This is a genomic window from Vibrio ponticus, assembly GCF_009938225.1.
GTDB lineage: Bacteria > Pseudomonadota > Gammaproteobacteria > Enterobacterales > Vibrionaceae > Vibrio > Vibrio ponticus.
Genome location: NZ_AP019658.1, coordinates 1,377,325 through 1,397,681 on the forward strand (window position 1 = coordinate 1,377,325; position 20,357 = coordinate 1,397,681).

The 20,357-nt window shown below is 44.6% G+C and carries 16 protein-coding genes; 13 read left to right on the top strand and 3 right to left on the bottom strand.

All coding sequences use genetic code 11. The features are described 5' to 3' along the window. Positions 1 to 79: 79 nt before the first annotated feature. Positions 80 to 2,371, bottom strand: a complete 2,292-nt coding sequence (locus tag GZN30_RS20370; RefSeq protein WP_075648474.1) for a pyruvate formate lyase family protein — start codon at positions 2,369 to 2,371, stop codon at positions 80 to 82. A gap of 262 nt (positions 2,372 to 2,633) precedes the next feature. Between GZN30_RS20370 and GZN30_RS20375 the strand changes: the two genes are divergently transcribed. From GZN30_RS20375 to GZN30_RS20420, 10 genes are all read left to right on the top strand, one after another. Beyond that, complete coding sequence (locus GZN30_RS20375; protein WP_075648476.1) at positions 2,634 to 3,320, top strand: GntR family transcriptional regulator; 687 nt, start codon at positions 2,634 to 2,636, stop codon at positions 3,318 to 3,320. A 375-nt stretch (positions 3,321 to 3,695) separates the two neighbouring features. After that, the gene (locus tag GZN30_RS20380; protein ID WP_075648478.1) at positions 3,696 to 5,615 is read left to right on the top strand and encodes a PTS fructose transporter subunit IIABC; all 1,920 of its coding nucleotides are present in this window, start codon (positions 3,696 to 3,698) and stop codon (positions 5,613 to 5,615) included. Between the two features lie 201 nt (positions 5,616 to 5,816). Continuing rightward, positions 5,817 to 6,122: a DUF1330 domain-containing protein gene (locus tag GZN30_RS20385; RefSeq protein WP_075648479.1), complete on the top strand. Its 306-nt coding sequence runs from the start codon at positions 5,817 to 5,819 to the stop codon at positions 6,120 to 6,122. 32 nt (positions 6,123 to 6,154) lie between these two features. After that, positions 6,155 to 6,961 carry an SDR family NAD(P)-dependent oxidoreductase gene (locus GZN30_RS20390; protein ID WP_075648481.1) on the top strand — a complete coding sequence of 269 codons (807 nt, stop codon included), beginning with the start codon at positions 6,155 to 6,157 and terminating at the stop codon, positions 6,959 to 6,961. Positions 6,962 to 7,378: 417 nt separating this feature from the next. Continuing rightward, positions 7,379 to 7,798, top strand: coding sequence for a hypothetical protein (locus GZN30_RS20395; RefSeq protein WP_075648483.1), 420 nt, complete (start codon positions 7,379 to 7,381; stop codon positions 7,796 to 7,798). Further along, positions 7,785 to 9,326 (top strand): OmpA family protein, encoded by a 1,542-nt coding sequence (locus tag GZN30_RS20400; protein ID WP_075648485.1) that lies wholly within the window; start codon positions 7,785 to 7,787, stop codon positions 9,324 to 9,326. Before GZN30_RS20395 ends, GZN30_RS20400 begins: the two co-directional genes overlap by 14 nt. 2 nt (positions 9,327 to 9,328) lie before the next feature. Further along, positions 9,329 to 10,927 carry a hypothetical protein gene (locus tag GZN30_RS20405; protein ID WP_232060547.1) on the top strand — a complete coding sequence of 533 codons (1,599 nt, stop codon included), beginning with the start codon at positions 9,329 to 9,331 and terminating at the stop codon, positions 10,925 to 10,927. A 9-nt stretch (positions 10,928 to 10,936) separates the two neighbouring features. After that, positions 10,937 to 11,773, top strand: a complete 837-nt coding sequence (locus tag GZN30_RS20410; protein ID WP_075648487.1) for a hypothetical protein — start codon at positions 10,937 to 10,939, stop codon at positions 11,771 to 11,773. 58 nt (positions 11,774 to 11,831) lie between these two features. Further along, positions 11,832 to 13,571 (top strand): hypothetical protein, encoded by a 1,740-nt coding sequence (locus GZN30_RS20415; protein WP_075648489.1) that lies wholly within the window; start codon positions 11,832 to 11,834, stop codon positions 13,569 to 13,571. A 261-nt stretch (positions 13,572 to 13,832) separates the two neighbouring features. Continuing rightward, positions 13,833 to 14,705, top strand: coding sequence for a radical SAM protein (locus GZN30_RS20420; RefSeq protein WP_075648491.1), 873 nt, complete (start codon positions 13,833 to 13,835; stop codon positions 14,703 to 14,705). A 46-nt stretch (positions 14,706 to 14,751) separates the two neighbouring features. Here the strand turns inward: GZN30_RS20420 and GZN30_RS20425 are convergent, their stop codons facing one another. Next, positions 14,752 to 15,648: a LysR family transcriptional regulator gene (locus GZN30_RS20425; RefSeq protein ID WP_075648492.1), complete on the bottom strand. Its 897-nt coding sequence runs from the start codon at positions 15,646 to 15,648 to the stop codon at positions 14,752 to 14,754. A 65-nt stretch (positions 15,649 to 15,713) separates the two neighbouring features. Beyond that, complete coding sequence (locus GZN30_RS20430) at positions 15,714 to 16,616, bottom strand: LysR family transcriptional regulator (protein WP_075648494.1); 903 nt, start codon at positions 16,614 to 16,616, stop codon at positions 15,714 to 15,716. Between the two features lie 110 nt (positions 16,617 to 16,726). Between GZN30_RS20430 and GZN30_RS20435 the strand changes: the two genes are divergently transcribed. The 3 genes from GZN30_RS20435 (at position 16,727) to GZN30_RS20445 (ending at position 20,124) form a co-directional block, all read left to right on the top strand. After that, entirely contained in the window at positions 16,727 to 17,248 is a 522-nt protein-coding gene (locus GZN30_RS20435) for an NADPH-dependent FMN reductase (RefSeq protein WP_075648496.1), read from the top strand. Between the two features lie 259 nt (positions 17,249 to 17,507). Beyond that, a complete protein-coding gene (locus GZN30_RS20440) occupies positions 17,508 to 18,122 on the top strand; it encodes a DedA family protein (RefSeq protein ID WP_075648519.1) in 615 nt (204 codons plus the stop codon). Positions 18,123 to 18,375: 253 nt separating this feature from the next. Continuing rightward, positions 18,376 to 20,124, top strand: a complete 1,749-nt coding sequence (locus GZN30_RS20445) for an SgrR family transcriptional regulator (RefSeq protein ID WP_075648498.1) — start codon at positions 18,376 to 18,378, stop codon at positions 20,122 to 20,124. The last annotated feature ends 233 nt before the right edge of the window (positions 20,125 to 20,357 follow it).

Sequence of the window (20,357 nt, forward strand, 5' to 3'; positions counted from 1 at the left end):
CAATAAAATCAAAGCGGGAAAAAAGAGGGTGACCTAAAACAGCCTAGTCACCCTAATGCTAGTGTTATTGGTTAGAGAGTTAGTCGTTAAGCGTGCGGTTTAAGATTTCTAGCTGCACGTCTTTATCGAGGTTAACGAACTTGGCACTAAAACCACCGACACGAACGACTAAGTTCGGGTATTTCTCTGGGTTGTGGTAGGCATCTTCTAGCTCCCCTTTACCGACAACACTGACCATGATCTGTGGACCGCCTTGCTCAAAGTAGCCATCAAGCAGCGCTTCAACAATCATGCGCTTGTTTTGGTACATGTTTTTGCTGAACTTCATGTTTTGCACTGAGCCTGCATGAACTTCAGCTTTGAGCTTCACTAATGAGTTCAGCATCGCAGTTGGACCATTCTTATCGGCACCACTTTGCGGGTTATTGGCATTACTCATATAAACGCCGCGATGACGACCATCAGCAGAAGCACTGGTTGCACGTCCCCATTCGGTGTTCACTTGGTTATTGATGATCACCACTAGGTAACTGTCCATGCCGACTTTGGCTGCCGAGTCTTTAATGCCATTACAGATGTATTCGTGCATCTCGACGGCAATGTCATCCACATACGCATCGTCGTTACCAAACTTCGGCGCATTGATTAAGTCATACTTCATGCGGTCATAGCCGTCGAAGTTAACCTTAAGCGCTTGAATCAATTCGGTATAGCTGTATTTGTTATCTTCAAAGATAACTTTCTTGATCGCCGCCAACGAGTCATACGCATTGGTGTTACCGTAAGTTTCATTAGTGCCGCCAAGCTTATACACACCGCCATCTAGTAGCGCTTTGCTGCGACCGATACAGTCATCAGTCAAGATACTGGTGAACAAGAAACCGACTTCTTGGTTCATCACCTTATACGAGAATGATTGCGCATTTGAGGTCAGTTCGATGTAGTAATCGAGCAAATCTTTGTAGTTTTGCATTACATCATCAAAGCAAGTGATTTGCTCTGGCTGTAGCAGGGCTGTGCCACCGCTTTTATCCTGTCCATCCCAGAAATCGGTACCGCCAGTCAGGGCGATATTGAGAATCTTTAGAATATTGATACAGGTATTTGGCGTGCCGACACTTTTGCCTGACAAGACAAACTCACCACAGCCAAACGGTACATAATGCTCAGCATCACTTTGCGAGATCTGCATCGAGTTCATTACCGCAGGCACGTTAACGTCATCGTTGTACAAAATTGGGTAAGTTAACCCTTCACCAATTGCATCGAGCGCATCTTGGTAAACCGCTTGATTCATGCCTTTGTAGATACGTAAGGTAAATTGCGGTTCAGTATCTTTATTCTCACGCACCGCTTGAATGGCAAGTTTGCAGTAAACATCGGCATTGTCTGGGTTACGACGACCTAAGCCACCGACCACAACACGACCGTTAACCGTGGTTTTACGCGCTTCAATTAAACGATAGTGAGAGCGAATGTAGTTGATCGCTTGGCGTTCAGTAATGCGCCCAGCCTCAAGATCGCCCACCAGCAAATCACCAAGGTAATCATCCATACGACCGAAGTTCACCACCCCAGAACACAAGCTGTAAAGCCATGAAAGCTGAATACCTTGTAGGAAGGTTTGTGGCTTGTCGGTGCGAATCGCGTTTAGCGCATCAATCAAATCATTCATCTGATGCTTGCGCGTTAGATCGCCAGTACGCTCTAACTCTTGTGCGCAAAGCTTGATATGAAAATCAATCACGCGCTCGACAATGTCGAAACAGCCTAAAAACGCCGTATGCAGTGAAATTGCCTTTTCATCACCGACCTGTTTTGCTGCCGCCAATTGGTCTTTGATACGCGCACGCATGCCGTTGATGCCATTGTCGATCAAGGTGTTGTAATCAAGGTACATACCGCTCAAACGTGCAGTCGCAATCGCTGGGTAATTAACGTCAACAAACTTACCTAGCGTGGTTTCAGTAATGGTTTGACGGAAGTAGATAGAGCGAGTGTCGCGATCTTGCCAGTAGCTAAGTAGCTCATCGACACGGGCATGATCGTGCTCTTCGAGCTCACTTTTAAACGCTTCCAGTTTGTCGAAATTACAGTAGTGACCGACACCACCTACCGAGGTCACGCTACCAAAACCGATTGGCAAAGCATCTAAACGTCCCACCACGCAGTCTTCTGCTTCTAGTTGTCTAAATAGAACTGGGTAAAGCTCTGACAAACAGGCAACTTCACGTTGATAAACGTTACTTTCATTATGATGGGCACGAGTGTACGCCTCCATGATATTTAGCTGCACACTAGCAGGCTTCTCACATGGGATTTTCTTGTTTACATCAACTTGGCTTGGGTTGTTCTCAATTTTGGATGACATGGTAGGGCTCCTCGTTATCTTTATGAGCTAACCATAAATCCACACTTAAAATATGTAAATACAAATAACATGGCATTTCTAAAAATGATGATCTTGATCATGCGTTACAAAAACGAACCAATCGCTTTGTTTTCTTGCCCTAATTTCTGCTAACATCCTCAGCATTAATGGCTCATTCAATAAAAACATAACCTGTATATGTGTTAACAGGTCTGTTTTTTACTACCAAGAGCCGACTATTTGTAAAGTGATAAGTTGTGTTATGAAGTACGTTGAAGTTTATCAGGCGATAAAAACAGACATCGTCAGTGGTCTATACCCTGCTTGGTCTCAGCTCGATGGCGAGCACGCGCTATCTAGTCAGTTTGGTGTCAGTCGCCCGACTCTTAGAAAGGCGATCGACAAACTTAAGCAGGAGTCATTTGTCCATTCTAGACAGGGTTCTGGCATATTTGTAAACCCACCAGAGTTCTATCAAGACAACAACTTAACCAGTATTTCTGAGCGTATAAACAAAGACACCGACCTGAAAAACATTGTGTTGCAGTTCGCTTCCGTCAAAGCAGACCAAGCCTTGGCAGACAAGTTTCGCATTGAGGTTGGCGCAAAGCTGCATCACTTTAAGCGTATGCGTATTATCAACGGTGAGCCGGCGATTTTAGAAGAAACCTGGATGCCAAAAAGCTTGTTCCCAGATTTTAGCGAAAACCATTGTGAGCAGTCGGTTCTGACCTATATCGAACAACAAGCAGGGCATAATATCAGCCACGACGCGAAAACCATTTCAGGCAAAATCCTTAACGAGCAAGAAGCGTTTTTACTTCGCGTTGAGCCAAACCACCTCTGCCTATCGATAAAACACAATGTCTATTTGCTCCATTCGGTATTGGCGCAATACACAATAGAAACCCTAGTTTCCAATGACTTAACCACCGTTTCTATCCGATAATCAAAACCTTAGCGCAGCTATGCGAGATGTATAGCTGTGCTTTTTTATCAACGTACCCATTCTCGTTTCTCACCTCTCAATTCTTCTCTTTTCTCTCGTTTCTCACCTCTCAGTTCTTATTTCCCTCTAATCTCTCTCGCTTCTCAACTCTCAGTTCTCTCTACTCTTCAGCAACTTGACAGTACAAGTAGAAACGTGAACTTGCTCAACTTCGAACCGCTGAACATTCGTTAGCCACTTCACACTTCCCTACAAATAAGCCTTAACTCGGTCAATATACTGATTTAGATCAATCTTAACTAACAAATGCATCACTAAGATTCACTTAAATTTGTAAATACATAAATTCAAACCCTACACAAAGAGATCCACACTATGATGAATGAGATCCTCAATACGCAGCTAATCAAACTCGATTTGACTGCTACCGACAAAGAATCGGTATTTAATGAGCTAGCGCAAGTGCTTGTCGACGCGGGAAAAGTATCTGACCACCAGCAATTTGTTAAAGATGTATGGGCTCGTGAAGAAACCGGTAACACAGGTTTTGAAGATGGCATTGCTCTGCCACACGCGAAAAGTGCAGCGGTACTGTCACCTGCCATCGCGGTCGGCATCAGCAAACACGGCATCGAATACGGCGCGGAAGACGGTCAACCATCGAATCTGTTCTTTATGATTGCTTCGCCGAAACAAGCCAGCAACTTCCATGTTGAAGTACTAGCTAAGCTTTCTTCTAAAATCGTTGAACCCACTTTTCTAGAAAACCTGCGCAATGCACAAACCAACGAAGAAGCACTAGCACTACTGACCGCAGAAGAGAAAGTCGAGCCCGTGCAAGCGTCAGCAAGCAAAGGCTTTATTATCGGTGTTACTGGCTGTCCGGTTGGGGTAGCGCATACCTACCTTGCTGCTGAAGGCATTGAAAATGCCGCAGCTGAAATGGGCTATGAGTGCAAAGTGGAAACCAACGGCTCAGTGGGCGTGAAAAACGTGCCAACGGCTGAAGAAATAGAACGTGCTGATGCGATTGTGGTGGCGTGTGACAAACAAGTCGACCTTAACCGCTTTAAAGGCAAACGCGTGGTGATCACCGGGGTTAAAAAAGCGATCAAGGAATCGAGATCTTTAATTGAACAAGCACTGGAAGCGCCTTTGTATGAAGGTGACGGTAAAACAAACTCTGCGCAAGCGACAACCAGCCCAGGTGGCAGTGGTAAAGATCTCTACAAATACCTAATGAATGGTGTATCACACATGATCCCGTTCGTTGTGGTGGGCGGTATCTTGATCGCGCTATCACTAGCGATTGGCGGTGAACCAACACCGGGTGGTCTGGCGATACCTCAAGGCAGCTTCTGGAATAAAATCCTCGATGTCGGTGTGGTTGGTTTCACCTTGATGATCCCAATTCTGGCAGGTTACATCGCTTACGCAATTGCCGACCGTCCAGGTCTTGCTCCGGGCATGATTGGCGGCTGGATTGCCAACAACGGTTCTTTCTACAATGCGGATGCAGGTACTGGCTTTATTGGTGCGATTATCGCGGGTCTGTTAGTCGGTTACTTCGTTAAGTGGATTGTTAGCTTTAACTACTCGAAGATGATTCAGCCGCTAGTGCCGATTATGATTGCGCCAATCGCGGGCTCACTGTTTATTGCTGCTGTCTTTATCTTTGTTATCGGCGCACCTATCGCTGACATCATGGAAACCATGAACAACGTACTTGCAAACCTGTCTACCGGTAACGTGATTCTTATCGGTTTGGTGATTGGTTTGATGCAAGGTTTCGACATGGGTGGTCCATTTGGTAAGGTGGCGTTCCTATTCAGTGTGGGTCTTATTGCTGAAGGTCAAACCCAATTTATGGGCGCGCAAGCCGCTGCAATTCCTGTAGCACCACTAGGCATGGCACTTGCTGCATTTGTCGGTAGCCGCATGAAGCTATTTGAAGGCGAAGAAGTCGAAAACGCCAAAGCGGCGACGGCAATGGGCATGGTCGGTATCTCTGAAGGTGCAATTCCATTTGCCGCACGTGACCCATTTACCGTTATCCCTGCGAACATGATCGGCTCTGCTGTCGCGTGTGTGCTTGGCTTTATGTTCGGTCTAACTTGTAGTGTTGCGCACGGTGGTCCTATCGTGGTTCTACTGGGTGCGTTCAACAAACCATTACTGGCACTACTTGCTATGGCAATTGGTGTAGTAACCACTGCCGCGGTTGCTATCGCTCTTAAAAAGGTGCGTTACAACAAGGCAAAAAAAGAGCAAGCGGTTCAACTAGCCACTAACTAGTCCCAAATCGCTAAGCTCAACGCAGAATCTGCGAATGAAAGATCAAAGTCAGCTCCCCCGCTGGCTTTTTTCTTGAATAGCGCAAAGCAAACTCAAAACTCTATCTTCAACCAAATCTAAAAAGTCTTTCCTAAAATCTACTACTTATCATCTAAGTTCAATCGACTATCCTAAATACAGCCCATTTATAGGAGAACGGCGATGTCTATTTACTACTCGGTCCTTGAAGTAACCCCAACCAAGCAAGATTGGGTTCCTGCCTATGTTGAAAACTCAAACCGTTTGGTTGAAAAGCATGGTGGTAAATATATCGCTCGAACCAGTGTTCATGAGCGCCTCGAAGGTGATAGAGAAAATCCAGCACTGCGCATTATCATCCAATGGCCATCTCGCCAAGCTGCGCTTGATTTCATGCAAGATCCTGAATATGCCCCGCACCTTGCTGGACGTAGTGCAGGCTCAATCAGCCACCATGCTCTAATCGAAGGTGTTGACGCGCTGGCGTAACGACCGTTTTTAATCTCTATAGGAATTTGATTATGCAGAAAGTTATCCTGATCACTGGTGCAACAGACGGCATCGGTTTTGTTACCGCGACAATGCTGGTCGAGCAAGGTCATCACGTCATTGTGCACGGTCGTAACCCTGCCAAAATTGAACAGGCAGTCGCTAAGCTCTCCGCGCTTTCTGCTGATGCGCAAGTTGAATCGATAGCCGCGGATCTCTCAGATCTAAAATCAGTTAGCGACATGATTGCCGAGGTTTGTGAACGCTTTGGTAAAATTGATGTGCTTATCAACAATGCTGGCGTTTACAGCACGCCACACACGATAACCAAAGAAGGTTTAGACGTGCGCTTTGTGGTCAATACCCTCGCGCCTTACTACCTAACCAAAGAGTTACTGCCTCTACTTGGTGAGACTGGTCGTGTGGTTAACTTATCTTCTGCGGCGCAAGCGCCTGTTAACCTTGCTGCACTTGATGGTGAAAAAACGTTAGGTGATGGTGATGCTTACGCGCAAAGTAAGCTTGCTCTAACCATGTGGTCTCGTGCGCTCGGTTTAGCCAATCAAAGCAGGGGTCCAATGATTGTTTCGGTAAACCCGAAATCCTTCTTGGGCAGCAAAATGGTTAAAGATGCTTATGGTATCGCTGGCGGAGATCTACGCCTTGGCGCAGACATCTTAGTGAGAGCCGCGCTCTCTGACGAGTTTGCCGATGCACATGGTAAATACTACGACAATGACATTGAAAGCTTCGCCACCCCTCATCCTCAAGCATTAGATCAAGACAAAGTAAAACAAGTGATAGCTTCTATAGAAAATCTAATATTACGTTTATCATAAGGTCAATTGTTCGACACACAATTTAGCTTAAATGGCAGGTCATACCGATGCTTTTTGTTCCATTTGGGCTAACTTGTGTGATATCCATTCAAGCCCTTCAAAATAAAAACACTCAAAAACAACCAAATGGACACAAAGGCAAAAACGCAAACATACAATTTCGCCACAATCACACTCAATTATTCAACCTAACACATTGCCATCAGTTGACCTAGCTCACAACTTACAAACTATAACTAAACTTTATGCTTAGTAACACTTGATTCCATTTAGTTATATTTGTGAGAATTGCCCTAAAAAAATTCATTAACAATCACATCAGCAAGCATAGGTTTCTTTATGGATGGCTCAAATTCTTTGCATTTTCCACGGTACACCCCCTTTAAAGTTCATCATCATTAACAAAAGCTGATAAAAATGGGTCTAAGAACGACTTTTTTTTCAGTGGCTGCCTTGTTAGCTGTTGTCACTAGCTATGTGTTTTATTCACCTTTCCCAGTTCCTGAATGTAAACAATATTCGGGAGAGTTGCGCACGGGTGAAGAAATTACCACGTTCAATTTTTTGTTTGGTCGTAAAACTGTCAACCTGAAAACAACGTTTAATCAGCCATTACAACAGTTAGGAATGCCAAGCTCGATAAATTATCAATTTCAAATCCTAGCGGTGACAGAAGATGTCGACCTCTGGCGATATCAATTGAAAGAATCCACCAGTGGCTTACTTCAAGAGCTAGAAATCAAACCAATAGGTAACCTTTTCTCCATTCACTGGGTCAATGACCGAACCCACAACATAACTTACAAATGCACGGAATTAGATGATGCAAAACTTTAAAAAAGTAGCGATCGCGGTAAGTGTATCTTTAGCGGTAACTAGCTGCTCAAGTACCGGAGATTATGGCGGCATTAGCACCACAACCATGATCGGCTGTGCTGGCGGGATGATCGTTGGTGGTCTTGCAGGCAAAGCAATTGGCGGGAAGGAAGGCACATGGATCGGTGCAGGTGTCGGCGCACTAGTTGGATGTTCGGTTGGATATTACTGGGCACAACGCGAAGCAAAACTAGCTGAAGCGGCTGCTAAACAAAATGTCGAAGTAGAATTTGAACGCATCGGCTCCCCTGATGACGACGAAGTCGATAGTATGGTTGTTGTTCAGTCAAAAGCCATAATTGAGGCAGAATCAACTGGTAAAACCGAGCAAATAGAACAAGTAGTGGGCGACTCTGAAGTAGTGGGGCTTTCCGCCACTGTTAAAGGCGATATATTCCGCTCGGGGCAAACCAGCATATCTAGTGCAAAACACAAACGCTTCTTTAGCGAGTATGCAGAAACCGTAAAAACTAGCGGCAGTGCTGTATTGATCGTTGGTCACACTGACAATACAGGCTCGGCAAAAGTGAATGCTGATGTATCACTTAAACGTGCAAGCAGCGTAGCTCGTGAATTGATTCGCAATGGTATTCCTAGAGAAAACATTTATATCTACGGAGCTGGTGAATCTCAACCGATTGCTTCAAATAACTCAGCAAAGGGTCGAGCAGAAAACCGTCGGATTGAAGTTGTTACACTGGATAATAAACCAGAGTACGTTACGAACTATGTGCGATACAAAGCGACTGAGCCTAGCTATGCAAAGTTGAGAACCACTGACAACATAGCTAAACGCAGTAAAACTGTCAGTCAGCAAGTGGCAAAAGGTCAAGCGACTTCAACTCAGAGTACCGCAGCAGTCCATGATGTAATCGATAAAAACAACCGTCGTAGCAGTAATAACCGCTCTTTCGTTGATTTTGGTGGTGAGGCATATCGCGGTACAGACGACAACTTGTTTGTCCACATCGGTGCACGTGAAACCAATAGCTTCTCTATCATTGGTCAAGCAGTGGCAAATACACTTGATGAGTCATCATGTATCTTTGATGAACCAAGCGTTACAACCCCCGTATTCAAAATCAGCGACAATGACCGTCATACAACCGATTACCTACCGGGTATGAACCGTACAGCTTGGGGTGGAAAAGTTAACAGCCATCTCGTCGCGTTGGCACCTCTAGCAGTCGACCGTAGCACTTTAGAAGCAACTGAAAGTCCATCAGTTTATGTCTATGAAGGTTACAGTTCCAACAGTAAGGTAAAACCTCAGAAAACTCATAAAGCTGTTGATGTGAATATCTACAACGGCTCTGAAGGTGTTATCTATCGCGCATTTATACAAGATCAAAACTATCCAATTAAGTGTATTGATATCGCTGTAGACAAAAAACACAAACAAGGTGTTTTTAGCGCGTTTGCAGGAAAAATCTACTATCAGGGCCCTAAAGGCTTAATGATTGCTGACTATAAACCAGGAAAAATATAATCATGAGTGAACTAACAACTTGGCTACTACTCAACCGCATGCTTGTGGCTGGTATCAGCTCAATTCTTGTTGCTGTCGTCGTTTACCTAAGTAACCGAGATCTGTGCAACTTATATCTAAAAGCTATCTACTATCGTCTACCATTAATCGGCAAAAACGCACGTTTGTCAAAACGCCTAGGGCTAGACGACCAACGCTGGTTTAACTCAGAACGCGAAGTATGCAACAGCTTCCTTCCATTTTTTGATCAATACAACGCTGACGAGTACCACTACGAGCAATCAAGCCGCTACCTAAACAAAGTAGGTGATACAGGTATTGCTCCAATGAAGTGGTACACCTGGCTTGGTTTGTCGGTTATGGTGTTGATTGAAGCAGCTGGTTTTGCATACGTACTAGCAGGCTTCACTATTCAAGATGGTAGTGAGTCTATCCAGATTCAAGCAGCTGTCGGTATTGCGTTATTAATTAGTGTACTACTGGTTGGCTTCACTCATGCGATGGGTGGTGAGCTGTACCGTAACCAACAAATCGGAAAAGTCCGTCTTCACTGGAATCATGATCCACAAAAACCTGGGGTGATTGCTCCTGACTTAAACGTAGGTTTGAAATCTAAAACTAACGCACTTGACGATAACCAGCCAAGCTGGCGCCAAATGGCAAACCGTTTGTCAAAAGCGAATGCTGGCTTTACTAAGTCTTGGACCATGAGTATCGTCACTATTGTATTCATCTCCATCGTTGCTGTTGGCGCAACTTACGTGCGTGGTCAAGTGCTAGAAAAATTAGCAATTGAAGAGATTAGTGGTCATGAGCAAGAAGCAAATAGCCCATTTCAAGTGAATGACCCATTTGCAGAAAGCGCCCCTGCAGAGCTGACAGCGTACAACGATGAAGCAGAAGATAAGGCGTTTAAGGATGCAATTAACGCTCACAAAAAAGGTGGCTGGATGACGTTCATCATGCTAGCTGTCATTTTTGCCGCAATGCAAGCTTACAGTATATACCTTGGCTTTAAGAGTACCTTCTCAGGTAAAGAGTCATCCGCTGCTTACGATGCCACTTACAAATTCTCTAACGTGAATGCATATATTGAATACTATGCGGCACAACAAGCAAATGTAGAACGTGTAGCGCAAAGCGTACTCTCGCACCTTCAAAGTAAAATTGCGATCAATGCACAAAGAAGCGCGGGCGAACAACACGTTATCTATGCAGCTAACAATCCTTCAAGCCGTAATTTCTTGAACTACTACAAACTACGTGCCCTAAAGAGTGCTGAAACACCAGAATTGATTAAAACTCAATACCATGACTACCAGCCAACTCAACAAGTTGCACCACAAGTCGCACCACAGCCATTAGCGTCAGAACCTGCATATCAGCCAGTTCCTGAAACTGCACCTCAACCGACAATGGCGGCGGCAACAGCATCAGTACTTAGCGACGTTGAAATTATCCACAAGGTAAAAAACAACGATCTCGATGGCTTAACCGACGAACAAATCGTTACTGCATTGAAAGCGATCAGCAATGAGCCTAAGCCGGAAACCGCTGAAGAACGTCTTGCTCGCCTTCAACAACAAGCGATGTCGCAATAAAGGACTAACATGAAAAAAGTAACCTTAGCTGTTTGTGCGGCACTGGCACTAGTAAGTCAAATTGCCAACGCTGCAACACTACGTAACGATGTACCAAGCTGTACGAGTGAAGTTCCTGCGGAATATTACCAACTGCCGAACGAGCGTGAGCTTGTCATTTTGGTCGATAAAACGATGGCTCACTCATTAGCCCAAGATATCAAATCAGAGCTATACCAAAGCGTAAAACGATTTATCCAACCAGGCGATAAAGTACAACTGGTTGAGTTTTCATCGTTCGCACAAGACAGCTTCACTAAAGTTGCCTTTAACGGTCAGCTAGATACTCAACTTAGTGACGACAGTCGCAGTGAAATCAAAAAGTCTGTTCTGAAATCATTAGATAAATGTCTAGTGAAACAACACAACTTTATGTTGAGCAAGGTTGGAATTGCCTTAAAAACGGCATTTGAACCACAAGATAAACCAACCAACACTGAGTTAATTGGTACATTAACGGATATCAGCAACCAAGTACTGGCTCAATCAACTGCAAAACGTAAAGTCGTACTGTTGGTCAGTGACATGCTAGAAAACTCTGACATCACTTCGTTTTATAAAAGTAACCAGACTCGCGTGATCAACCCGCAACAAGAACTTGAGCGCGTGGCGGCTTCACAAATGTTTGCCAACTTTAATCAAGCCGATGTTTATGTCATTGGTACAGGTGTTATTCCAGGTAACCAGCAGTACATTTCTGCTCAGAAGATGAACAAGCTAGAGCAGTTCTGGAAAGGGTATTTTAAACAAAGCAACTCAACATTGCTTGGCTTCGGTAAGCCAATGTTGCTTGGAGACATTCGCTAACTTCACTTTTACTGGGGCAAAATGATTTGCCCCTTTTTTATATAAATAGGAACCTAACATGAAACATTGCCAAAGCACGATATTTCATGGCGACATATACTGCGCTGACTGTGGCGAAGTACTCACCGACATACCAGAAAAGCACAGCGTTGAAGATATCTACCCAAATATTTTCGACGACGTTCGAAAGTATTACAAGGATGTAGAAGCGAAAACGGGTCGAGTGCTTGAATCAAGGCTATACAAACGCTTTTCGAAAACATCTTCACAAAACCTTGAATACTCATACTGGTGGGTCAAGCTAGAAACCAATCAAGGCGAAATCATTGAGACCTCAATTTCAGCAGAGCACAAATACACTGCTTCAGTTGGGCGTGGTGATATCCTAACTCTCTACTACCCAACTACAATGAGTCTGCTCTATAAGCAAAGTCGCGAATCAAAAAGTTTCGTGAAAAATAATCAATCTGCTCCGTGTGTGGTGGTTCATGACAATGAGGGTCAGCGTTATACGGTAGAAAATCTTTACCCAGCCCCTAGTAAAAAGTCTCCTTGGCTTTGGATTGTTGCAGGCATACTAACCGCCCTTCCTTTATTCAGCGCCCCTGGTTCTAGCGCGAATTCAGCATGGATCGTTACCGTAGCTGTCGCCTTAGTTGCTCTGTTCTTGGAGATAAAACGAAACAAAAAGAAATTTGAGATTGCCACAGCAAAGCATGAAGCACTAAATGCTTCATTTAAAAAACTGCTTGATGTTACCAAGTACCAATTGGGGTACAACAACATTGAACGGCATAAACAGCCATCGGATGTGATTTGTATTCAATGTAATGCTCGCCTACCAGAAAATACTGCATACTGCGTGTGTTGTGGAAACCAAAGTGCAGTAAAACCATCACCAGCACTTACTTCACATCAACTATCCGGGTCAGACTTTGGTTATATTGGTTCAGTCGATCCAATGCTTGAACCTAACAACTCAGACCCAAATATTACCCAACACGCTGTCACGCAAACAAGTTCCGAACCAACATCTATCTCTGTCAGCGATATTCAGCAACGTTTGGACGAAATCTACTCTTACTACTCACAAAATACTTATACCCATTACTATGTGCTGCATTCTGCTCGCCAAGGTAAAGTATCTAATGAATTCATTCTAGCTCGAGTGAAATCGCTGTCACTCAACGCAGATGTATCCGACATTACACGTCGCACTACGACTACCACAGAAACCAAACATTATCGCGGTGGTAACTACCAATACTCAACGTATGACACCGAGCACTCGAGTTATCGTAACCGCTCATCCACACTTAAAGGTAAAGTGTTACTTGAGTATGTTTCTGGGCAAACCGTTACTTTCACACTTTCTGAAGATATTTTAGGGGATGTTGATGTAGGTGATTGGCTTGCTATTGCCGACAGCTACCTAGAATTTGAAGATCAAAACTATTATTGTTTTGAGTACGCTTACAACATAACCAAAGACAAAGAATATTCCGACAAGTCATTCGTCAACTATTCCGATGTACGCGGAAGCAACGCTTGGTGGGGATGGAATTTACTATTTTTCATCGGTTTTATTGCTGGAGCCTTCAGTGACTCAGACGCCTTAATATCCATGTCTGCCATTGGTTTCACGTTGTTCAACGTTTATGCGATCTGCAAACTATGTATTTCGTCGCGTAAAAACAAACGCCAACGCAAAGCACTTCTTAAACCACTACAAGCCAAAGTAGCTGGATTCAAAGAATCCTTACGTCAATTGAAGAAACAACTAAACGTACTTGGATAATCCTATATAGCCAGCGTTCTAGCATCGCTGGCTTACTCTATTTCCAGTCACATTCCCTCTTGTTACTCCTCTTTGTTAACAACCGGACCACTTGGTAATTATCAATAAAAACTAAAAAGTCATTCCATTTTAATGTCAATTATCAACGCTAACTTCAATTGATAGACTTCTTCCATCGAAACAGCCAAGCAAGATTGGCAACTAGCAAGTTCTCGCTGAGATGACTCTATTCTCATCCAGCACCATAAGCGGAGAAACACCATGAACTATGAGGGCAAAGTATATCGACCATGGATTGAAGCACGCAGCATCTTGATTCAAGTCACGCTCGGATGCAGCATCAACACCTGCACCTTCTGCAGTATGTTCGATGATAAACGCTTTAAAGTGCGCGATATTGAAGATGTATTTAAAGATATCGAAGAGGCACGCCAAATCTACCCCCATGTAGAGTCGATTTTCCTTATCGACGGCAATGTCATGGCGGCGCGTACTGATTATCTGCTCAAAGTACTCGATAAGCTGCGCTCGATCTTCCCTGAGAACAAGCGAATCTCGCTCTACAGTGGCTTAAACGACTTCCGCCGTAAAACCCCTGCGGAGCTAAAAGAGTTGGTTGATGCCGGCTTAAACATGGCTTACTCAGGACTGGAATCTGGCGATCGTTTGATCTTAGAACAGATCAAAAAACGCATGTCACCAGAGCAAGCGATTGAAGGGATGGCGATGGCAAAAGAAGCGGGCATTGAGATGTTGCTGTCGTTCATCTTTGGCTTAGGTGGGCGTGATCGCTCAGAAGAACACATTATCGCGACCACCGATATCTTAAACATTATGCAGCCTGAACATATTGCCCCAATGGCGCTAGCCGTTCAGCCTGGTACCGAAATGGAGCGCGATGTTCAAGCGGGGCGCTTTATCATGCCAAGCCAAATGCAGGTGCTTGAAGAAGAGAAATACCTGCTGGAAAACCTCAATATCGATACCTTCTATTGGGGCGACCATGGCAATAACTTGATTCAACATAAAGGCTACTTGCTTGATTCACGCGATTGGTTCCTTGCCAATGTTAACGGGGCAATCAAAAACAACCCGATGGCAAAAGAGAACGTGATTCAGACCTTCTCTTGGTAGTCATGCTGCTAAAACAATCCCTTCATTTGAAGGGATTGTTTTAATTCTACTTATTCTCCCAATAAGGTGGGTTGCCATAAAAGTCGGCAAAGTAGTCGATAAATGCGCGTACTTTGGGCGCCATTAATCGCGAGCTTGGATAAACAGCCCAAATAGCCGCATTCGAAGTCAGTGGGTAGTCTTGCAGTATTTGCACCAGTTTCCCACTCGCAAGCTCTCTGTAGACGCTCCACTTGGAGTTGATTGAGATGCCTAGTCCATCAGTGGTCGCATCACGCATCGCGTCGCCATTATCAACACGGATACTGCCTTTCGCTTTGATGGCGACTACCCCCTGCGGAGTTTCAAATGACCAATGATCCATCCCCATAAGCAGTACGCAATTATGCTCGGTTAACTCACTTGGGTGCTGCGGCGTGCCATACTTTGCGAGATACTCTGGTGATGCGCAAACAATGCGTGGGTCGCCTGCAATCTTCTTCGCTACTAAACTTGAGTCTTTCAGCTCCGAGATACGAATCGCTACATCAAACCCACCTTCAACCAGATCCAATACCGAATCAGAAAAGCGCAAATCAACACTTAACTCAGGGTAAGCTTGAAGGAAGTTTTTTAATGCTGGCATCAAATGCATACGCCCAAAAGAGGCAGGCGTTGTCACGCGCAACGTGCCACTTGGTGAAGCTTGACCAACACCAATAGCACCTTTTGCAGCGTCGACACTGGCGAGAACATCTTCAGCGTGTGGAAGAAAAGCTTCCCCTTCTTGAGTCAGCGAGACTTTACGCGTGGTACGATGCACTAAACGCACACCCAAGCCTTCTTCCAATTTATTAATGTGGGCACTTGCCACCGCCGGTGATAAACCCAGCTCTTGCCCCGCCATACTAATGTTGTGAGTTGAAGCCAAGCGCACAAATAACTTCAAGTGCTCAATATTCATAACAGTCCTTATTACGTCCTAACTGCACATATATGCTTTGCTTAGCATAAGCTAATTCTTACCTTTTAACGAAGCTCTTCCACCACCAAATCGATAAAGCGGCGCACTTTAGTCGACATATGTTTGCGGCTTGGGTAGACCAAGCACATCTCAATGCGATGGACAGGCAAGTCGGTAAATAATTCCACTAACTCACCGCTATTGATCCCATCCATCACCAGCGCCTCTGGCAGTCGGCAGATACCTTGCCCGAGCAAACAAAGACTGAGCTCCATTTCTGGACTATTGGTGGTCAGCACGCCCGTTACATCGACTTTGAGTAAACTGCCGTCACTATCAATATAGCTCCATACATACGGCTGCTTATGGTTGCTATAACAAAGCAGCTTATGTCGCGTCAGTTCTGAGGGATGTTTCGGCGTGCCAAATTGTTTCAAGTATTGTGGTGAAGCAACTGTTCGAGTGCACGAGCGCTGCACCAAGCGGCTGATCAAACTCGAATCCTCCGCGCTGGCAGAGGAACGTAATACCACATCATAACCGTCCCCAATCAGATCGACACGGTGATCGCTGGCAAATACTTCCACTTTCACTTTTGGGTAAAGTTGCATGTATTTCGCCAGCACTGGGCTTAACTGACTGGCACCAAAGTTAACCGGACAACTGATCTTTAATGTGCCTTTAGGCTCTTCTTGCTTACCGCTGATGGCTTGTTCTAACTCTTGAGCGCTCTCAATCAACTGCTTAGTTTGTTGAAAATAGTGCTCGCCTTCTGGGGTTAAGCTCAATGTTCGCGTGGTACGGTGCAGTAAGCGAACACCAAGTCGCTCTTCTAGTTTATTGATTTCTTTACTGATGAAAGAAGTAGAGTGCCCTGTGGCATTGGCGGCATTAGTAAAGCTGCCCTGCTCGACGACCGTGGTAAAAATTACCATACCATCAAGTAAATTAGTTGCTGAAACGACCATAGCGCACCTTATTAAGAGTCATATGGAAATAATAATTACACATTTACCCTATTAATCAAAATATGGAATCAAACTAAACTACATCCATCAACCGAATTGAGGAAAGAACGATGAAAGTATTAGCATTTGGCGCAAGCAACAACAAACAATCTATCAACCAACAATTGGCTCACTATGCTGCAAAGCAAGTACCAAACGCAGAAATCACTATGTTGGATATCCACCAGCTAGAAATGCCAATTTTTAGTGATGAACGTGAAAAAGAACTGGGTCAACCAGAACAAGCGAAACAGTTCTTTAAAGCGATTGGCGATGCTGACTTAATCGTGATTTCATTTGCTGAGCACAATGGCTCTTACACCGCGGCTTACAAAAACGTATTCGATTGGACGTCACGTATCGATATGAAAGTGTTCCAAGGCAAGCCAGTGATCATGCTAGCGACTTCACCAGGTCCTGGCGGTGCGAGCAGCGTACTAGCGGCAGCATCTGGCTCAGCGCCTTATTTCGCAGCAGACGTTAAAGCAAGCATCTCGCTACCAAGCTTTTACGACAACTTCGATATGGAAGCGGGTCAAGTAACTTCTGAAGAGTTTAATCGCCAGCTATTAGACGCAATCGAAACACTGTAATTTTAGTCAAGTAACCTCAAGGTCCTTGATTCAGCGAGCCACCCTGCTGTTAGTACAGTCGGGTGGCTGCTTGCATTTCTGTCATCTCAATCTTGCTCACATTTCTCCGCCTAAAAAACTCCGAATGCGGACTGGTTCTGTACAATTTATCTACACTATTTTTAAGGTAACGTCAGAATTAGCCGAAGCGCATCACCTTGGCTTGATCAAGCTTAGCCACAGGAGTATTAAAACGCTTTGCATGTTGTGGGAGCCGAACTTGGAACACATCAATCAGTTACTCGACGCCATGTCCCCATTACTGGATCAATATGGCTACCTCGCATTAATCGTTAGCATCTTTCTCGAAGGCGTAGGCGTCCCCATGCCCGGTCAATCGTTGATGATTGCCGCTTCAATTCTCGCATCACGTGGCGTAATGAACCTTTCAATGGTCATGGGCGCCTCTTGGCTTGCTTGCTTTATTGGTAACACCTGCGGCTACCTGATCGGCTACTACTTTGAAACTTGGTTGGATAAAAAAGGCTATATATCTGGCGACAAATTTAAAAAGCTGCAAGGCGCGATTCAAAAATATGGTCCTGCTTGCTTGGTAATCAGCCGCTTTATCGAGGGTATGAAACAATTTATGCCACTTGCCTGCGGCATCGCTAAGATGCCAAAACGAGAATTCCTACTCGGTAACGCGCTCGCGTCGACGATCTGGGTTGCAGTATTTAGCCTACTCACCAATTTTGCCTTTGCGCATCTACATCAACTCGCCACTTTCTATACCAATAATCAGCTATTAGTGTGGCTTGTAGTCGGTACGCTACTTCTTTCTGTTATTACATTCGTGCTGCGTCGTCGCAAGCAAAAACTGTCAAAGAAATAATCAGAAAGCAGAGAAAGCAGCAGTCGATAGACGTTCTGGGGGTACAGGAGCGGGCGACTAACCACTACTGCTTTCTCTGATCTCTTTATGATGCTATTGTCCTTTACTATAAGGAAAAGAAATAGTGAGCAATTTTTCCAACTCCATTCCTCATTTCGCTTAATCAGCGTGAATATCAGCAAATTTCTGCGCAATTAGCGCAATATGAGGAACTGACATCGTGAATCATTGCTTGATTTAAAGAGATCGCCCTATGTCAGACTTAAACTTACTCCGTTATTACACTCGCCTCACTCCTCTGGGTTTTGATCAAGAAATCAAAATTGCATTAGCGGATGTTGCCAACACCTTATTTACCAGCACCCGTCATGCGCGAAACTTACTCGGCGATATGCACAAAATGGGTTGGCTCAGTTGGGAGCCAAAAGTCGGCAGAAACCAGCGATCTATATTGCGGCTTAACATTGAGTTAAGAGAGCTAAAACTCCAGCTTGCCACTAAACGGGTCGAACAAGGGAAATACGAAAAAGCGCTCTCGATCTTAGATAATGATGAACATGCGTTTGGCTTACTACTTCAATCCACTTCTGGTGCGTCGATCCGTGAAGGACGTCTGCACATTCAGCTCACTTACAAACGCCCATTCGAGCGACTCGTCCCTCACCAACTACACCGTTCCAGTGAGCGCTATTTAATACGCCAAATCTACTGTTGTTTGGTCAGTAGTGATTTTGATGGACAACTGCAACCTCAACTTGCTCACCACTGGCAATACGACGAGCAACAACTGCAATGGACGTTTTATCTGAGACCGGGACTGACCTTTCATAATGGTGCCCCGATTAATGCACAGAGTATTGCTGAGCTGTTTAATCGCCTGGTTGAGCTTGACCATTACCACCCCGATTTAGATCATCTCGCCACAGTCACTGCCCCCATGGATAACAAGGTTGTGTTTCAGCTTTCTGCACCCGATAAAGGCTTTGCAGGTTTACTATCGGGGATCAAATTCTCTATTCAGCCGCTATCACAACTCAAAGATAATCATCAAGAAGCCATCGTCGGCAGCGGTGTATTTGAGGTGATTGAACACTCCAGTACCAAACTCTGTTTGCAAGCATTCGAGCGCTACTACGCGTGCCGCGCGTTGACTGATCTTGTGACTATTTGGCAACTTGATGAGCATGATTTGAAGCAAAAACAGATTGAAACCAATCAATCAAAGAATCAGCATAGCCATCCTTGCCACTACTACTTGACCTCCGAAGCCGATGCAAACTCAGAAGCCATTCAACAGACTCGTATTGAAGATGGCTGTATGTTCTTGCTGTTTAACCAACGCAGTAATGCGCCTCTAAACCAAGCCCAGCAGTGTTTTCTATCGAGTGTCATTACACCCGAGGCGACTTACCAAGCCTTAGTCAATAAAGGGAGGAACTTCGGTACTGAACATGCTTATAACCTGCTGCCGCAGTGGCACAAAGTGGTTCGCCCAATCGCAGACACTGCAGAGCTACCAAAAGAGTTAAGCATTGCCGTTTACGACTACAACTCATTAGTCAATTGCGCTTATGCGATTGCTGAACAGTTGGAAAAGCTTGGCGTAACGGTCAAAGTCAATGTCTACTCATTCAGAGAATTAAATCATTTGTCAGAATCGCACCAGCTAAATGAAACCCTAGTGGTCAACAATATCAACCTTGATGACAATCGCCACTCTTCCGCGTTTTCTAGCTTATTCCATAATCCAATATTACAAGCAAGCATTGGCTACAAAGCCCAACGATGGCTGTCAGAGTCGCTGAAACACGTCCGCGCTGAGACTGAACTACATGACTACTTAAATGCTTTAGAACCCATTGCAGCATCATTGATCAATCAGTATTTGCTCTTGCCAATTTTCCATCATCGACAAACTTTACGCTTCCATGGCGTACTCAAAGACGTTGCATTAACTAACTGGGGTTGGCCAGATATTCGCAACGTATGGTCAGCGGACTAATTTATAAACTATCTACTCTTTTCATGAGCCCTTCTGGGCTCATATCCAGCAAGGTAACCGATCGTTGTCGAGCTTGCTCACATCAATATTTTCTTCGAACCCCATTACATTTTATAAAACTAAGTAGCCACACAATTTTCGCCAAACTGCGACACAACTCAAACGATTAGACCTCTAATCATAAATGTTTCATCACAGACTAAATTATGCTGACTAAACTTAGCTACAGGCGA

What these genes read in the sequence shown, in the direction of transcription:
- GZN30_RS20445 (WP_075648498.1), top strand. Translation starts at nt 18,376, where the DNA reads ATGTCAGACTTAAACTTACTCCGTTATTACACTCGCCTCACTCCTCTG.
- GZN30_RS20390 (WP_075648481.1), top strand. Translation starts at nt 6,155, where the DNA reads ATGCAGAAAGTTATCCTGATCACTGGTGCAACAGACGGCATCGGTTTT.
- GZN30_RS20380 (WP_075648478.1), top strand. Translation starts at nt 3,696, where the DNA reads ATGATGAATGAGATCCTCAATACGCAGCTAATCAAACTCGATTTGACT.
- GZN30_RS20410 (WP_075648487.1), top strand. Translation starts at nt 10,937, where the DNA reads ATGAAAAAAGTAACCTTAGCTGTTTGTGCGGCACTGGCACTAGTAAGT.
- GZN30_RS20425 (WP_075648492.1), bottom strand. Translation starts at nt 15,648, where the DNA reads ATGAATATTGAGCACTTGAAGTTATTTGTGCGCTTGGCTTCAACTCAC.
- GZN30_RS20420 (WP_075648491.1), top strand. Translation starts at nt 13,833, where the DNA reads ATGAACTATGAGGGCAAAGTATATCGACCATGGATTGAAGCACGCAGC.
- GZN30_RS20405 (WP_232060547.1), top strand. Translation starts at nt 9,329, where the DNA reads ATGAGTGAACTAACAACTTGGCTACTACTCAACCGCATGCTTGTGGCT.
- GZN30_RS20385 (WP_075648479.1), top strand. Translation starts at nt 5,817, where the DNA reads ATGTCTATTTACTACTCGGTCCTTGAAGTAACCCCAACCAAGCAAGAT.
- GZN30_RS20375 (WP_075648476.1), top strand. Translation starts at nt 2,634, where the DNA reads ATGAAGTACGTTGAAGTTTATCAGGCGATAAAAACAGACATCGTCAGT.
- GZN30_RS20400 (WP_075648485.1), top strand. Translation starts at nt 7,785, where the DNA reads ATGCAAAACTTTAAAAAAGTAGCGATCGCGGTAAGTGTATCTTTAGCG.
- GZN30_RS20430 (WP_075648494.1), bottom strand. Translation starts at nt 16,616, where the DNA reads ATGGTCGTTTCAGCAACTAATTTACTTGATGGTATGGTAATTTTTACC.
- GZN30_RS20370 (WP_075648474.1), bottom strand. Translation starts at nt 2,371, where the DNA reads ATGTCATCCAAAATTGAGAACAACCCAAGCCAAGTTGATGTAAACAAG.
- GZN30_RS20415 (WP_075648489.1), top strand. Translation starts at nt 11,832, where the DNA reads ATGAAACATTGCCAAAGCACGATATTTCATGGCGACATATACTGCGCT.
- GZN30_RS20395 (WP_075648483.1), top strand. Translation starts at nt 7,379, where the DNA reads ATGGGTCTAAGAACGACTTTTTTTTCAGTGGCTGCCTTGTTAGCTGTT.
- GZN30_RS20435 (WP_075648496.1), top strand. Translation starts at nt 16,727, where the DNA reads ATGAAAGTATTAGCATTTGGCGCAAGCAACAACAAACAATCTATCAAC.